The sequence below is a fragment of the Brevibacillus sp. 1238 genome (assembly GCF_029892995.1).
GTDB lineage: Bacteria > Bacillota > Bacilli > Brevibacillales > Brevibacillaceae > Brevibacillus > Brevibacillus parabrevis.
Window position 1 is genome coordinate 99,944 of record NZ_JARXWC010000016.1, and the last position, 15,515, is coordinate 115,458.

Consider the following 15,515-nt stretch of genomic DNA (forward strand, 5'->3'; position numbering starts at 1 on the left):
TTACCAGCATAGAGATGAACGAAGTCCCATTTTTTTACTGGGGAGCGCTGCCTCATCGCGTTTATTTCTTGCGCGCAACGATTCCTTTTTTGTTCAAGAAAAGCACAAGCCCGATAAGTGCAAGAAGAAGGACAAAAAGACCAAACATCGACCATTTTTTTACGCTCTCAAAGAAGAGCTGTTTCTCTTCTTCTTCCTGAACCGTCTGGACGGCCTGATCGAATGGTATAGTTTCATACTTGCTTGCGCTACTTCTGGTGATCAACTCTACCGTCTGGTTGTCCTTATAATGAAACAGCTTGGGCAAGCCATTCACTTGCATGGCATAAACTTTTTGCGCCGGGACTCCTGACTGCATGATGGCAAGCTTGCTGCTCTCTATAGCTGCTTGGGGAATCAGCATCTGCTCGTAGTCTGCCACCTGGTGCTTTTTCGCTTCTGTGGTGCTGATCAGCTTGGCGTTTTCATTTTCGTCGAGGTAGATGTATCTTTCGATGGAGCCGATCTTTTTGCGGTAAGCCATGTTGAGCGGGAATTGATTTTCCCTCATCTCCTTGATGTACGAATAAAGGATTTCATCGGAAACGAGCAGCGAAGACGCCTCCACGATCGGAACTTTCTTTTTGACAGCTTCATACGCAGGAAAGAATGCCAGCGCTCCGTTCGATTGCAGGAACAGATGGGCTTTTAGCCCGCCATCCTCTTCCACTGTGTAAATCTGGTTGGTCGGGAGGTTGTGGCTGGTGAACATGTCCCTGTAATAATCGAGCAATGACGCAGACAAAAGTGCCAAATCGTATACCGGAAGCTGGCGCTTTTGCAGTTGGTTTCCACTCACTTCTTCGACCTTCCCGTTCTTTTGCAGCAAAAAGTAACGGTGTTGCCCGTCAATCCAGATACGGTAAATCTGGTTCGGCAGCAACTGATGCTTTTTCATGTCAGCCAAAATATTTGCCTGCAGGTCTATAGAAAAAGGGGCATTCGCAGGCAGTAACTGGATCAGATCCTTCCTGACCGCTTCCTCAGGAGGTGCTGGTTGGCTATTGGAGGCGGAGCTGCTTTCTTCGGAAGCAGCATTGGCGTCGGCATTAGCATCGGCTTCGCTCTCCTCTTCGCTGCTCCATTCTGCTTCCCCTGTATCTTCCTCCGCGTTGTATTCGTAGTAATTATCGTCGTCATCATCATCGTCGTCGTGATCCACGTAGTAAGGAGTTGCGCTCTTCGATGTTTTGGATTTTACTTTGCTCGATTTAGAGGTGCTTTTTGAGCTTTTTGTGCTTTTCGAGGACGAGCTTTTGCTGTTGCTCGATGATTTGACGCTTGAAGAGCCGGAATTTTTGCTGGAGGTGCTGCTGCCCGAGGAGCTGGAACTTTTGCTAGAAGAACTGCTGCTGCCCGAGGAGCTGGAACCTCTGCTAGAAGAAGACGACCCTGCTGCCGCGTACCCGTCCGCGATGACTAATTGACCCACAAGTGCTCCCGCCAACATTACTATCATCTGTTTTCGCATGTAATGCCTGCCTTTCCAGACCAGAACTTGTCATTCATATTAGAACAAGAAGATATTACCATCCCCCTCCGACGTAATACTACATATTTTTACAAAACTTGCATAATTGTGTTTTCCTCTACCATGACAAACAAAAGCAACGCCCTTTCAGCTTTCAATTGCTTGCATAACAGCTTTGCTATATCATTAAAAACACCCCTGAATACTTTGTTTTCTATCGATCAAATGTCTTTTGGAGTGGAGAGTATACAGAGAGAAGGGATCGGAGCTTGAAACTGGAATTGAATTGTGTCGGCAAGCAGTATTCCCAAGATTTTTGGGCACTTAAAGATTTCAGTTTGCAGTTGAAACCAGGCGTGCTCGGGCTGCTTGGTGAAAACGGTGCGGGGAAGTCCACTTTGATGCGCATCATCTCGACGATTACGAGTGCAACGACCGGCACGATTTTATGGAACGGCGTCGATATTTTTCAAAATCCTGATGCAATTCGTGAAAATCTCGGGTATTTACCGCAAGATTTCGGCGTGTATCCTCACCTCAATGCCGTGGAATTTCTCGAATACATGGCAGCGATCAAAGGGGTCCACAGGAAAGAAGCCAAGACTAGGATTGATGAATTGCTGCACGTCGTTAACTTGTACGATGTGCGCAAACGGGCAATCGGGGGCTATTCGGGAGGAATGCGGCAGCGTATCGGAATTGCTCAGGCGCTGCTCAATGATCCGAAAATTTTAATCGTAGACGAGCCGACTGTCGGGCTTGATCCCGTAGAAAGGGTACGTTTCAGAAACTTGTTGTCGGACCTCTCCGGTGATCGCATCGTCATTTTCTCCACGCATATTGTGTCCGATGTGGAGGCTACTGCCGAATCCATAGCGATTTTGTCAAAAGGACACCTCCTGCATCATTCCTCGCCGGATGAGCTGCTGGAAACTGTGCAAGGCAAGGTATGGGAATGGAGCGTTAGCTCGTCCGAAGTTCAGGAGCTGCGCAAAAAATGGATGATCAGCAGTACGGTTCGCTCTGGTGGCGGTGTTTTGCTCCGCATTGTCTCGGACGAGTCGCCGTCGAATGACGCCCAGTTAGTTTCGCCCGGTATGGAGGACGCCTATCTGCACTGCATTTCCAGCCACGGGAAGGTGCGGCAATGAGCAGGATTCGCAAAGTTTATCATATCGCACGAGCTGACCTGTTAGAGCGCACCCGCGGCTATGGATTTTTGGTTACCTTGTTTCTTTCCATCATCGGCGCCTTTCTGTTCGTTCCCAACAGTCAGGCGACATACGCCGTGTTGTTAATAGACCAATATCGCGGTGTCCTTAATTCTGCCTGGATCGGAGCAGCCGTTTCCATTTCCGTCATGAGCTTTTTGACGATGTTTGGCTTCTTTTTGATAAAAAATACGATCGAGCGCGATCGGCAAACTAGAGTCGGCCAAATCATTTCAACGACAACGCTCCGCAAGCTTGACTATATGGCTGGCAAGTTTCTAAGCAACTTTGCGATACTGACGATCATTGTCATTTTGACGTTTACGATGGCCATCGTCATGCAGCTGCTGCGTCAGGAGGTCCTGACTATCGACCTTGGTTCGTTTGTTTTGCCGATGGTCATTATCATTTTGCCTGGCATGTTTGCTTTATCCGCACTTGCCGTACTTTTCGAAACACTCCCCGTGCTTCGAACCGGCTTTGGGAACATCTTGTTTTTCTTCTGCATCTGGGCTCCTACTGTGCTGATCAGCATCCCCACCTTTGATATTTTCGGCCTCCCTATCAGCAGCTTTACCGGAAGAGAAATTTTTAAAGACAGCATCAGTGAATCTTATAAGCACTTGTTTCCCCAAGCGCCAGGAGTTCTGTCAGACGGCGTCGTTTTAGTAGAGGAACCGCTACAAACATTCCTCTGGAGCGGCGTGAACTGGAGTTGGGATATTTTTATCAGCCGGATTTTTTGGATCATCATCGCCATTCCGTTGCTCCTGCTGGCTTCTGTGGCATTTCGTGGCTTCGATAAACCAATAAGAAAATCGGGCAAATGGCAGCTTGGCTTTTTCTCTCGCAAGGAAGTCAGCAGTGATGTGGAAAATGACAAAAATAAATGGGTTGAATCATCAAATCGGCGTGCGGCTGCTTTAAGCAAGGTAACGATGCGGTTTCATGCATGGGATATGTTGAAGGTAGAGTTAAAGCTCATGCTCAAAGGCCAACCGCTGTGGTGGTATGCCATTGCCTTTTTGTTCATTGTTCTTACGCTGTTTGCACCGCTTCCATTGGCAAAAGGAATCATCGCTCCCCTCGCTTGGCTTTGGCCTGTGTTGCTTTGGTCGAACATGGGGGTTAGAGAGATACGCTACAACACGAGGGATATCATTTTTTCCAGCCCAGCCCCTCTGCAAAGGCAAATCCCTGTTTCGTGGCTGGCGGGGTTGATCGTTGCTGTTTTGACAGGCAGCGGTCTTGCCGTGCGATATATGGTGGAAGGCGATGCGAGCGGGTTGTTGGCCTGGGGAATTGGTGCGTTGTTTATTCCCTCGCTTGCTCTTGCAATGGGTGTCTGGACCCGCAGTAATAAGGCATTTGAGGCGTTTTATTTGCTGATTATGTTTACTGGTACGTTGAACAAGGAGAAGTGGATGGATTTCATGGGCGTTGTTGACGGGACGATTGAGGCGGGGGTGCCTTATGTTTTTTTGATGGTGACGGTTGGGCTTCTTGTGTTGGTTGTTTGGGGGCGGGGAAGGCAGGTTAGGCGGTAGGTTTTACAAGACAAGGGGTCTCTGTTCCTCTCCGTTTAAAACGCGGCAGGCTCTTTGTTTTGCTTTCATGCCATCCTGGTCTTTTATTCGGCATCAAATGCTGCATCTGGATGTTGGCTGGGCAATTTAACCCATCTTGGCCGAACAATTTCTAGAAAGTTTTTTTATTTCATCTCTCTTTTGATTTCATCGAAATTGATTGCCAATGCAAGTTCACACCCCTGACTGTATTGTTATATAAATAGAAAAAGAGCCCAAGTTTAATTGGGCTCTCAGAATGTTTTATTTACTTCCAACTAACAATGATATTATCAATTACCGCTGTCCAGGTATTCGAAGAAGAAGACGAAGCACGTATTTCAATAGCCTGGTAACCAGTTCCAAGATTGATTGTCTGCGTTCTCCATTGTACATCAGAATCAGTAAGTGTCTGTTTCAAAACTCCATTCACGAAAACTTGAGTATAATTTATACCACTGCTACCACCCATAATCATACCTTTGTAGTCAAATTTCAAAGTTCTTGTAGCGGCTCCAGATGGAATATCTACACTTAGTGTTGCACTTGCTGTAGACTCAGCAACAATAGCCATAATTGAGCCAACAGAAGGGTCATATTCCCATCCACTAAGTGATAAGTTTAGGCGCGGATCAAAGCTGCTATCAGAAAAATCCTCTACAATGGTAGTTGGTGTTACGCCTCCTCCACTATTACTTGTTGTCCCGTAGGCATATGCTGACTGCGCACCCGTACCATAATTATTCACCCCAGCAACCTTGTAGTAATACGTTGTATTAGAAGAGAGGCCAGTATTCATGTATGGGGATGTTACACCAGATGCAATCAGTGAGTACGTACCGGACGCTGATGTGCTACGGTATACGTTAAAACTTGTAGCACCTGTAGCAGACATATTAATTGTCAGACTAGAGGTAGTAGGCGATCCAACTGATACACTGGGCGTACCTGGGACAGATCCTACTGATGCGGGTGTAATATTTAATGTAATTGGGCCATTTTTTCCGGCTCCATGGTTATATCCGTAGACTTTCAAGTATACCACTTGACCAGTAGAGAGCGTGTATGTGATTTTCGGTTGCGCATTGCCTGCGCTGTCGTCATCTTGTGCCAAAAGGTTTTGGGAGCTATCGAGCAGTTGCATGTAAGAATCAAAGGATGCCGACGTTGTGAAAGTATAGCTTCCCGTAGTTGGTACAATGTATTTAAAATATACATCTTTTGTATCCAGCAAGGTTCCGTTTGCAGATGTTCCAGAAACAACAATTGGATTGGTGATAGAATCCCCTGGAGTTCCTCCGCCACTTCCACTGGTAGTGAAGTTAACAGAAATGCTATCGATAAACACCGCGTTTGAGCCAGCGGAATAGGATTCGTACTTATCCCACCGAAGTTCTACGAGATACTTTCCGCCTGGTTTTAAGGCAAGTGTATCCGTTTTATAGTTGGACTCAATATTGCTTGCGTAAGTCATAGGCATACCATTAACCGTCACCAGCATAATATCAGTCCATCTACAATCGCTCCTGTGTGTCACACTAATTTGAGGATTTACTGCATTTCCCGGCACTTGAAAAGTGAACCGGCTAATACCCGTACCTGTATTCGAGTATGCGGGAGTTCTTAACACTGTCCGGCCACTATCAGTCCCGATTACAAAATCTCCTGTAAGATTAAAATTAAAGTTTGAGTCAGAGAAATCTTCCGTTGTAGATGCTGCTAGAAGCGGAAAAGACGGTGTGTTGCTTGATGGTAGAATCGATGCCGGAAGGCCAATTAGACCAACGCCATACTCATTTTTTGTTCCAAAAGGTGTGGCACCTTCATATAATTTATCCCTCAGTTGCTGCGCGGAATAGTGCGGATATGCCTGTTTTAGCAACGCCATTACGCCCGTAGCAAAGGGAGTCGCACACGATGTTCCGCTATAAGAATAGTTATATCCTCCAGATTTGCTAGTCGTCTCCAAATCAGTGAAGCTTGCGATATTCAAATAAGGGCCAGTACCTGAATATGATGCTCGTTTTAGATAAGGGAAACTCGAACTTTTTTGGACTGCACCAACTGCAACAACCTTTTCGTAATGTCCAGGGTAATATACGGTATCCTTGGTAATATCCCCATTCGCATCTGCAAAGTTACCTGCAGCTGCTAAGATAGGAACACCTTTTGCCTCTAAAATATCGCATGCAGCTTGCATAGAAGCACTTCCAGCGATCAATTGTACATTACAAAGTACAACATCAACATCCAAAGTTGCAGCATATTGGAGCGCGTCGGTTGTATAGGAAATATTCGTATAAGACCTTTGAGTATCCCCTGCTTTTTGAAAGTAACAGTTAATCACATGAATGTTAGAGTCAAAAGCAACGCCTTTTACAAAGGAACCATTACTACGAGCTGCAATGATGCCAGCACTGCAGGTACCGTGTCCATGATTACTTGGATTAACATCTGTCACATCAGTAGAATCGGTTACTACATTCCAAGTACTAAGAGGCGTTGGCAGGTCCGGGTGAGGAGACATCCCAGTATCAATAATGGCCACCTTTACTCCTGCACCAGTGTATCCCGCATTCCAAAAGTTATATAGTTGAGCTGTTGCATGTCCCCACGTTTCTACTTCATTACTAGACGGACTTCCAGCCTCGATATCTTGGTCGATACTCTCAACAAGCTTGTGAGCTAGGAGTTGCTCAACCTGCGCATCGTCAATATGAACTACAGCGAAACGATCAAATGCTGGAGTACGGAATTTTTTTAGCACTCTCCCACCAAATTGCTTTACGATCTTGTTTTGCTCTTTCTCACTAACTCCATCGATAAAGTTAACAATGTAACGATGGGCAATCTTTTTCGAACACTCTCTGTTCCTCAGTTCTTTGTTACGCATACGATCTCTCCTTTGATTTATGTTTTGTCTGATCAATTGAAAGATTTTGACCAGTATGCAAACAAAAAAGCCACCCGGCGCCCCGAGTGGCTTACTTCTTATTTGCTTGTCTTCATTTTATCAAAAAGTCATCTTCGCTCGCTGAAAATGCCTGTAGTGTAATCTTTTGTAAATAAATGTATACTTCTGGTTTTTATAGATACAAATCAGACTTGTTTTCATAAGAAAAAGCCCTGATTATATCAAGGTTTTTTCTTCAATGGCGTCCCCGAGAGGATTCGAACCTCCGACCTACAGTTTAGGAAACCGTTGCTCTATCCTGCTGAGCTACGGGGACAAGTATGGACTGTTTCAAAAAGCGGCAAAGAGCCTTCTTCTGACGCCTCACCTACCTTCTTATTATATGCAGGTACACATCTTTTGGCAAATTCCATGCAAAAAAACCTTGGCTTTCCAAGGTTTTTTCGCATCCCGAAAATGATCCTGATCAAAACATGCCGCCAGTCATATCCAGACAATATATACGACCAGCGACCACCCCAAACCCAAAACACCAACCTATCCCATCTGTCCCATTCCAACTCCTACAAGCAACTCTCACCTGCAGCCTGCAATACCTGCCACTTACCTAATCGCCTTCATAATCCGTCGACGCCCAGAAAAAGTAGCAACCTCCGCCACCCCCAGCGAACGAATCGTATCCAAATTCGCTGCCACATACTTTCCAATATCGTCGGGAAAATGCGCATCGGACGAGAGCGTCAGCGGCACGTCATGCGCCACCAGAACGTCCAGAAAAGCCGGGCTGGGGCACATTTCCTGAACGGGATAGCGGTAATACAAGCCCGCATTGATTTCGGTCGCTGTATTCGTTTCTTTCAAAGCAGTCGCGATCCTGTTGTAATGGGGCACAAGCTCCGCTTCCACAGGCCGATAGGAGAACACTTTCAAATTGTCCAGATGGGCGACAAAATCAAACAGCTCACTCCTGATCATACATTCAACCGTGTGGAAAAAGTCCGCGTACAGCTGTTTCAGGTCATGCTGCTCAAACAACTGGCGAGTCTCGGGATTATCAAAGCCCCACCCGTGCAAAAAGTGGACAGAGCCGATCACATAATCCCACGAAGCGCCAGTCAGCAAGCTTTCCAACTCTTTTTCCCCGCCGATAAAATAATCCGCTTCGATCCCCAGCCGCAACTCCACGCCGCTTGCCGACCAATGCGGCTTTGCTGCCTCAATCGCCGCGCAAAAGTCGCTGAGGCTCTCCGTGCATACCTGATCAAGCCAAGTGCGCTGCAAGCGACCCAAATCGGTATCGCCCAGCTCCATGTACCGTTCAAAGTAAGGGCGCGCTTCGCGGAAACGGTATAAATGATCGACAATCCCTACTTCTTTCAAGCCTTTGTTCAGTGCCTCACGCAAATACAGATCGATCCAGGCCGGGTCGTATGCCCCGCGAGACAAGCGGTTATTTAATCGCGCCATGCTGTCCAGCAGCCAGGCGCGGGTATGTCGAGGTTGGGTTAATGGATGAAAGTGATCGAGGGCCGCATTGGTGCGGTCAAGCCAGCGCAGTGAATAGGGCCCTTCTTCCAGATGAAGATGATAGTCAATCAGCATGTGAAGTCTCTCCTTAGCGGATGTTCGCTTATCCAGGTAGTTTGAATGCCTGACGAAAGCCATTCATCCGGCATCGGCTGGTCACAAACGACCGCGCTGACATCCGGCCAGCCGCATATACGGGAAAATTGCGTTTGGCCGATTTTCGATGTGTCTGCCAAAACATAAACTTGCTCCGAGCGCTGTACCATCATGGTCGAACACAAAGTTTCTTCCATGTCGTAGTCGGTGAAGCCATCAGCGGTGATTCCTCCGCAGGAAATAAAAGCTTTGTCAAAATGAAAGCGCGAGAGCAGCTCGCAAGTAAACGCCCCGGCAACCGATTGTTGAGCCGGATGGGTCAGACCCCCCAGCATAATCACCTGGCCGTTGAATTGATTTGCTTCCAACAACTCGTTCAACAAAGCGGCAGCAGGGAGCGAATTGGTGACGATCGTCAGTTGGTTGAGGCCCTTGATGGCACGTGCCAGCTCCAGTGTTGTCGTTCCGACATCGAGCGCGATCGTGTCTCCGTCAGCCAAAAGCTCTGCCGCGATTTGGCCGATTTTCGTTTTTGCCGCCTGTTGGATCGCTTGTTTCTTTTCAAAATGCGGCTCTCGTTTTGGCAAATGATAAGGGATCGCTCCGCCGTACACCCGTTTTAGCATGCGTTGCTGTTCCAACTGGTCCAGATCGCGTCGAATGGTCTCTGGTGTTACTGCCAGGCTTTTTGCCAGATTCATCACCTGAATTTTACCGTGTCGGTTCAGTTCGTCCAGAATCACTTGCTGTCGTTCTTCAGGCAATAGTGTCATAGAGCGGAATCACATCCTTGGGACATAAATACAATGTTTTGGTTGTGCCTGTCTGCTCGGACTCGAAGGACATGTGCAGCGTGTCCACCAGTACAGAAACATCGCCAATGTTCAGTTCGTAACGGGTAACATTGCCGAGCATGGATACATGAGCAATCTTCCCGGTCAAGCGGATGTCTTCCGCAGTTACAGGCTGTTCGCGAAATGTCTCAGGGCGGATGGCGAAACGTCCGGCTACCTCCCGAATGGACAGATCAGGCGCGATTTGGTTCAGCTGCTCGGCGCTCAGCACGTTGTAATTTCCAATGAAGCGAGCGACAAATTCAGAGTGTGGCTGGGTGTAAATCTCATGAGGACTGCCGTGCTGCACGATACGGCCGCCGTTCATGATGTAGATGCGGTCACTGACAGCCATGGCCTCTTCCTGATCGTGCGTAACCAGCACAGTCGTCATGTTCAGCTCGCGTTGGATGGTGCGCAGCTGTTTTTGCAAGTTTTTGCGAATCTGGGCATCCAGGGCACTGAGCGGCTCATCGAGCAAAAGCACTTTTGGCCGGGTAACCAGCGAACGGGCGAGGGCTACACGCTGCTGCTGGCCGCCAGACAGTTCACGCGGATAGTTTTGCTCCTTTCCCGCAAGCCCGACCAGCTCGATCATTTCCTGGACACGCAGCCGAATATCCGCTTTCGGGACTTTGTTCATTTCCAGGCCAAAGGCAATGTTTTGACTGACCGTAAGATTGGGAAAAAGCGCATACGATTGGAACACCATGCCGATCTCCCTGTCTTTTGGCGACACGTCAGTCACATCTTTGCCGTCAATGTAAATTTTGCCCGTGTCAGGGGCAGTCAGACCGCTGAGGATGCGCAACAGCGTACTTTTGCCGCACCCGCTAGGGCCAAGCAACGTAACCAGCTCGCCTTTTTCAATCGCAAGGTCGAGGTGCTTCAACACGTGCTGGCCGTGAAAAGTTTTGGACATGTGTTCGATTTGGACGTAGCTCATCAGGATACCTCCTTGCGTGCGAAGCTTCGGCGTGTAAATCTGACAATCAGGCTGGTGATGATCGCCATCAGGACAAAATAAGTGACAGTAATCGCGCTGGCGACATGCCCGCTTGCCGATAGCTTGTTGTACAAATACAGTTGCAGGGTCTCGTATCTTCCTCCCACGAGAATGTTGATCAGGACAAATTCACCGAACAGGATGGAGAACGACAGGAGCGCCGACACGAAAATTCCGGACATGATATTCGGCACGATAATCCGGACGAACGCCTGCCAGCGACTCGCACCCAGCAGCTCGGCCGCCTCCATCAATGAACGGGCGTGCAGGGCAAGCAGGCTGTTTCGCGTTCCTTGATAAAGATACGGAAGCAGACCGACCAGATACGCCCCGGCTGTAATAACGATCATCGGAATCCCGTTGCCTGAATAAGTACGAATCAAGCCGACCGCCATAATGACGCCAGGTACAGCGTAGGTCAGCATCACAAAAAGCTGAACCAGTTTCTCCATCCGGGGAGCGTAAACGACAATGGAGAAAACAGCCGGGACGATAATCACGACAGCAACAACTGTCGTCAAAAAGCTCAGCACAAAAGAGCGCCCGAATGCCTGCAAAAATCGGGGATCGCCATACAGCTCCGCGAACCATTTTAGCGTGAGCCCTTCCGGCAAAACCGTGCTGTTCCACTCGGTTGCCAGCGAATAAAGTACGGTAGCCGCTACAGGCAAAAACAAATACAGCATGACCAACGCAAACGACAAGGATGGCAAACCAATTCGCTTCAAGACAAATCCCTCCGAATCTTCCGCGTCAGCCACTCGTTCACGACCAGGGCGGCGGCAAGCGTTAGGCCGAGCAGTACGGCGAGAGCGCTACCCAGCTCCGGTCTGGCAAAAATGTCGCCGGAGACAAGCGCGCCAATCCGAATCGGCACAAGGTTGTAGTTGCTGCCCGTGAGCGCGTAGGCCGAAGCATAGGCACCCATTGCGTTGGCAAACAAAATGCTGAATGTGCCGACGATGCCCGGAAACAGTACCGGGAAACCGATTCGCAGCCAAAAATGCCAAGGACTTGCCCCGAGCAGCTCGGCCGCTTCCATCCACTGCTTCTGAATGGCGTGATACAAGGGATACAAAAGCATCACTGCCAAAGGCAGTTGAAAATAAACATAAACAAGCGTCAAACCGCTCCACGAATACAGAGTAAAGGACTGGCCAAAATCAATCCCCAGCTGCTTCGCAAGCAATACAAACAGACCACTATTCCCCAACAGAACAATGAAGGCAAAAGCGAGCGGAATCCCCGCAAAGTTCGAGGTTAGATTGGTAATGACAAGCACTCGCTGTTGCAGAGACTGCGGGAAACGGGTAATCGCATAGGCAGCGAAAACAGCAGCGATGATTCCGATAAGAGACGACAGGAACGAGATGAGCACACTGTTTTCAAAAGCCTGCAAGTAATATGGATTGGAAAAAATCTCCTGATAGTGACTGATCGTAAAACCGCCGCCCCCCTCGGCCTGAAAGCTCCCCTCGATCATGGAAAGCAACGGGACGAGCAGAAACAGAGCGATCATCGCAAAGAACGGAATTGTCGTGACCAAAAGCATGCTGGCAAATCGTTTCATCGCAAAAGCTCCTTTCTGAGAGGAAAAGACGCCCCCTCAGGGAGACGTCTTGCTACTCTGCCCGCATACGGTCAATGGCTGCATCGCTTCCGAAGGGGAGATGCCTAGCAACTGGCAGGCAAGCGGAGCCACCTGCAATTGCGGGATAACCTCCTCGCGAATGCCGGGAGATACTTGGTTGCTGATGACAAACAGAGGGACGTCCCGGTCAGCGCTGGAGGTGCCGCCGTGATTCCCATCCGCTGTCATCCCGTGATCGGCTGTCACGATGATTTGATAACCCGCATCCATCCACGCAGGAAGCACATTTGCCAGGATGGAATCTGCCGCCAGAACGCGGTTACGATATTGCGCAGAATCAGCCGTATACTTGTGACCGTCATCATCGATATTCATGGAGTGGACGTAGAGAAAATCCGGACGGTATCCATTCAGCAAAAAGTTGGCGTCAGCAAACAAGTGTGTATCCGGGTAATGATCTTCCCAGTAAAACATCCCGTTTTGGATCGGACTTTCCGTGTTCAGCTGGATTCGGTCGTGAAACGGACTGAACGGCGCTTTGTTGTACAGCTCGCTTACCCAGCCATAAGCGGCAGCAGCGTTGGACATCCCGTTTTTTCGCGTCAGGTGAAAAAGGCTCTCCTGGTGCGAAAGCCGCGCCGCCTGATTGCTGGAAATTCCGTTTTTCCACGCAGGAGTTCCCGTCAACAGAACTTCGTACAAAGGACGAGAGAGACTCGGCAATTCCGAGCGTACCTGAAAGCGGGCCGCGATGCCGTACTCGACCAGATGATGCATATACCCCATGTGCGAGACAGCTGTGTCGAATCTCAGTCCGTCCAGCACAATCATGGCCAGCTTGTTGTTAGCGGACATGGATCAACACCTGCTCTTGCCAAAGCTGCGGCAGTTTTTTGGCCGTCGCTTCCCACGCAGCCAGATCACCTACAGGACGGGCATTTTTGTACATATCTTCCGGGAGCAGTTTCGCTTTGGCAGATTCATCGAGCTTGGCGTTCGCGCGGATAGGTCGAGCGTAGCCACGAGCCAAATTGGACTGGCCTGCGTCGGAGAGGATGTATTCACGAGCAAGCATGGCAGCGTGCGGATGCTTGGAGTATTTATTGATCAAAGTAGCGTACCCGCTGCTGACCGATGCTTCTTCCGGAATGAGGACATCAAAACGGTTTTTGTCGATTTTGTCCCGATACCCGAGTGCGTTGAAGTCCCACAAGATAGCGACTTCGACTTCGCCCTTCTCCAGGTTGGCCAGGCTAGGGTCGCTCGTGCTGAGTCGCTTGTTTTTGGCAAGTTCAGCGAAAAAGTCGACGCCAGGCTGAATATTTTTCTCGTCTCCCCCGTTGGCATAAGCAGCAGCCAGCACGGCAAACTGCGCTTGATTTGCCTTCATGACATCGCCGATCGCGATCTTGTAGTTTCCACTTTTCAAATCAGCCCAGGACTTCGGAGGATTTTGCACTTTTGTCTTGTCGGTGAGAAAAGCCAGCGTTCCGGTATAGCCTAGCACCCAATGCCCTTCGTCATCTTTTGCCCAGGCGGGAATGTCGTTCCAGTAAGAGGTTTTGTAAGGCAGCGTCAGCCCTTTTTGCTTGGCTAACGGTCCAAAAGCGATGCCCACATCGCCGATATCTGCTGTGGCATTATCTTTTTCTGCTTCAAACTTGGCCAATTCTTCTGCGCTCGACATGTCGGTATCCATATGCTTCAAGCCGTATTCCTTCTGGAGATTACCCCAAGTCTCCCCCCAGTTCGCCCACGTGTCCGGCATCCCTACAGAGTTGACTTCGCCCTCCTTCTTCGCTTTTTCTACGATTTGATCCAGGGTCAATTGCGACGCATCCAGAGCAGTGTCTGATTTCGTCTCGGTGGCGCATCCGGCAAGCAGAAAAAAGGATGTCATGACAACAACGGTTCGTTTCCAGCTCAACTGGTTCCCTCTCATCTTTAAGGCCCCTTTTCGTTTTTATTTGTGTTTGATCTTTTGGTTTTTTCGCTTTTAATCGTAAACAACCAAAATGAAACTGATATAAATGGGTTGTTAAGAAGCTATTAAGACTGTGTGAAAAAGCGAAGGGAACACAAAAAGCGGCTCTCTGACTGCTAGAGAACCGCATAAAAACAAGAGTTGTAATTAGGTCGTACTCTTTCGCAAAACAGTCGCTGACTTTTTTCAGCTTGATCAGTGCCATGCGTTTTGCTTTGTGTTCTCGGCAACGCGCTACAATCCGTACCCACATTTTTGATGTCCATCAAATGTGTGCGTTTCTAGTAGGACAAACGCCGTTCCCATTTTGCCTTGCCAACCTATACTACTCGTATAACCATACTTTTGCCATGTGAGGTGAGACAACCATTGGCGAAAAGAAAGCTTTCCAAACGGTGCCGAATCAAACGAAGAAGACGATGTCGCAGGAAGTGCAAGTGTCATAAAAGAAGGGTTAAATGTTTGAAATCGCGATATCGCTGCAAAAGGCGACGGCGGCGTAAATGTCGTTCCAGGAGGCGGCGTTTCCGCTGTATCATTGCCAAATCCATCGACAAATCGGTCAGCTCCAGTGATGCCACTGTCAACTCTGATACGGACAGCGAAGCCACAGCAAATGAGACTTCAACCAGCAACAGCAACTCTACCAACAACAGCAACTCTACCAACAACTCCGATACCGACAGCGGCTCTACTGCTACCGAAACCTCCACCAGCAACAGCAACTCTACCAACAACTCCGACACCGACAGTGGCTCTACTGCCAACGAAACTTCAACCAGCAACAGCAACTCTACCAACAACTCCGATACCGACAGCGGCTCTACTGCCAACGAAACTTCAACCAGCAACAGCAACTCCACCAACAACTCCGACACTGACAGCGGCTCTACTGCTACCGAAACCTCCACCAGCAACAGCAACTCTACCAACAATTCCGACACTGACAGCGGCTCTACTGCTACCGAAACCTCCACCAGCAACAGCAATTCTACCAACAATTCCGACACCGACAGCGGCTCTACTGCTACCGAGACTTCGACCAGCAACAGCAATTCCGCCAACAACTCGGATACAGATGCGACCTCATCCTCCGGGCCAAGCACCTCCACTACGGGTGACAATTCGTCCACCAGCAACAGCGACGCTACCAACTCTTCCGATACCGATGCGACTTCTTCTGCCGGGCCAAGCACCTCCACTACGGGTGACAATTCGTCCACCAGCAACAGCGACGCTACCAACTCTTCCGATACCGATGCGACTTCTTCTGCCGGG

Annotated in this window: 13 protein-coding genes and 1 tRNA gene; 3 read left to right on the forward strand and 11 right to left on the reverse strand. The window is 49.0% G+C overall.

Annotated elements, in window-relative coordinates; genetic code table 11:
* Nucleotides 1-61: 61 nt before the first annotated feature.
* Nucleotides 62-1,201 carry a hypothetical protein gene (locus M2298_RS25225; protein WP_280649221.1) on the reverse strand — a complete coding sequence of 380 codons (1,140 nt, stop codon included), beginning with the start codon at nt 1,199-1,201 and terminating at the stop codon, nt 62-64.
* A gap of 40 nt (nt 1,202-1,241) precedes the next feature.
* Here M2298_RS25225 and M2298_RS25230 point away from each other — a divergent pair, with 40 nt between their 5' ends.
* From M2298_RS25230 to M2298_RS25240, 3 genes are all read left to right on the forward strand, one after another.
* Nucleotides 1,242-1,466, forward strand: a complete 225-nt coding sequence (locus M2298_RS25230) for a hypothetical protein (RefSeq protein WP_274874649.1) — start codon at nt 1,242-1,244, stop codon at nt 1,464-1,466.
* A gap of 313 nt (nt 1,467-1,779) precedes the next feature.
* Nucleotides 1,780-2,661, forward strand: a complete 882-nt coding sequence (locus M2298_RS25235; protein WP_173597996.1) for an ABC transporter ATP-binding protein — start codon at nt 1,780-1,782, stop codon at nt 2,659-2,661.
* Nucleotides 2,658-4,268, forward strand: coding sequence for an ABC transporter permease (locus M2298_RS25240; protein WP_173597995.1), 1,611 nt, complete (start codon nt 2,658-2,660; stop codon nt 4,266-4,268). The genes M2298_RS25235 and M2298_RS25240 overlap by 4 nt, the downstream gene beginning before the upstream one ends.
* A gap of 286 nt (nt 4,269-4,554) precedes the next feature.
* Here the strand turns inward: M2298_RS25240 and M2298_RS25245 are convergent, their stop codons facing one another.
* The 10 genes from M2298_RS25245 to M2298_RS25290 all read right to left on the reverse strand — a co-directional run.
* Complete coding sequence (locus M2298_RS25245; protein WP_173599955.1) at nt 4,555-7,179, reverse strand: S8 family serine peptidase; 2,625 nt, start codon at nt 7,177-7,179, stop codon at nt 4,555-4,557.
* A gap of 260 nt (nt 7,180-7,439) precedes the next feature.
* Nucleotides 7,440-7,516 (reverse strand) — tRNA-Arg (locus tag M2298_RS25250).
* A 287-nt stretch (nt 7,517-7,803) separates the two neighbouring features.
* Complete coding sequence (locus tag M2298_RS25255; RefSeq protein WP_122966074.1) at nt 7,804-8,802, reverse strand: histidinol phosphate phosphatase domain-containing protein; 999 nt, start codon at nt 8,800-8,802, stop codon at nt 7,804-7,806.
* Nucleotides 8,796-9,596 carry a DeoR/GlpR family DNA-binding transcription regulator gene (locus M2298_RS25260; RefSeq protein WP_122966075.1) on the reverse strand — a complete coding sequence of 267 codons (801 nt, stop codon included), beginning with the start codon at nt 9,594-9,596 and terminating at the stop codon, nt 8,796-8,798. Before M2298_RS25260 ends, M2298_RS25255 begins: the two co-directional genes overlap by 7 nt.
* The gene (locus tag M2298_RS25265) at nt 9,580-10,602 is read right to left on the reverse strand and encodes an ABC transporter ATP-binding protein (RefSeq protein WP_274874646.1); all 1,023 of its coding nucleotides are present in this window, start codon (nt 10,600-10,602) and stop codon (nt 9,580-9,582) included. Before M2298_RS25265 ends, M2298_RS25260 begins: the two co-directional genes overlap by 17 nt.
* The gene (locus tag M2298_RS25270; protein WP_063230261.1) at nt 10,602-11,390 is read right to left on the reverse strand and encodes an ABC transporter permease; all 789 of its coding nucleotides are present in this window, start codon (nt 11,388-11,390) and stop codon (nt 10,602-10,604) included. Before M2298_RS25270 ends, M2298_RS25265 begins: the two co-directional genes overlap by 1 nt.
* Nucleotides 11,387-12,232, reverse strand: a complete 846-nt coding sequence (locus tag M2298_RS25275; protein WP_173598248.1) for an ABC transporter permease — start codon at nt 12,230-12,232, stop codon at nt 11,387-11,389. The genes M2298_RS25270 and M2298_RS25275 overlap by 4 nt, the downstream gene beginning before the upstream one ends.
* Before the next feature lie 36 nt (nt 12,233-12,268).
* Nucleotides 12,269-13,108, reverse strand: a complete 840-nt coding sequence (locus tag M2298_RS25280) for an alkaline phosphatase family protein (protein ID WP_173598247.1) — start codon at nt 13,106-13,108, stop codon at nt 12,269-12,271.
* The gene (locus M2298_RS25285) at nt 13,098-14,195 is read right to left on the reverse strand and encodes an ABC transporter substrate-binding protein (RefSeq protein WP_173598246.1); all 1,098 of its coding nucleotides are present in this window, start codon (nt 14,193-14,195) and stop codon (nt 13,098-13,100) included. Before M2298_RS25285 ends, M2298_RS25280 begins: the two co-directional genes overlap by 11 nt.
* 482 nt (nt 14,196-14,677) lie before the next feature.
* Nucleotides 14,678-15,515 (reverse strand): hypothetical protein (locus tag M2298_RS25290; protein WP_280649222.1); only part of this gene is annotated, 838 nt, incomplete at its 5' end.

Bases quoted from the DNA above. Each gene is read 5' to 3' on its own strand.
- M2298_RS25240 (WP_173597995.1), top strand. From the start codon at position 2,658: ATGAGCAGGATTCGCAAAGTTTATCATATCGCACGAGCTGACCTGTTA.
- M2298_RS25245 (WP_173599955.1), bottom strand. From the start codon at position 7,179: ATGCGTAACAAAGAACTGAGGAACAGAGAGTGTTCGAAAAAGATTGCC.
- M2298_RS25255 (WP_122966074.1), bottom strand. From the start codon at position 8,802: ATGCTGATTGACTATCATCTTCATCTGGAAGAAGGGCCCTATTCACTG.
- M2298_RS25260 (WP_122966075.1), bottom strand. From the start codon at position 9,596: ATGACACTATTGCCTGAAGAACGACAGCAAGTGATTCTGGACGAACTG.
- M2298_RS25265 (WP_274874646.1), bottom strand. From the start codon at position 10,602: ATGAGCTACGTCCAAATCGAACACATGTCCAAAACTTTTCACGGCCAG.
- M2298_RS25275 (WP_173598248.1), bottom strand. From the start codon at position 12,232: ATGAAACGATTTGCCAGCATGCTTTTGGTCACGACAATTCCGTTCTTT.
- M2298_RS25280 (WP_173598247.1), bottom strand. From the start codon at position 13,108: ATGTCCGCTAACAACAAGCTGGCCATGATTGTGCTGGACGGACTGAGA.
- M2298_RS25285 (WP_173598246.1), bottom strand. From the start codon at position 14,195: ATGAGAGGGAACCAGTTGAGCTGGAAACGAACCGTTGTTGTCATGACA.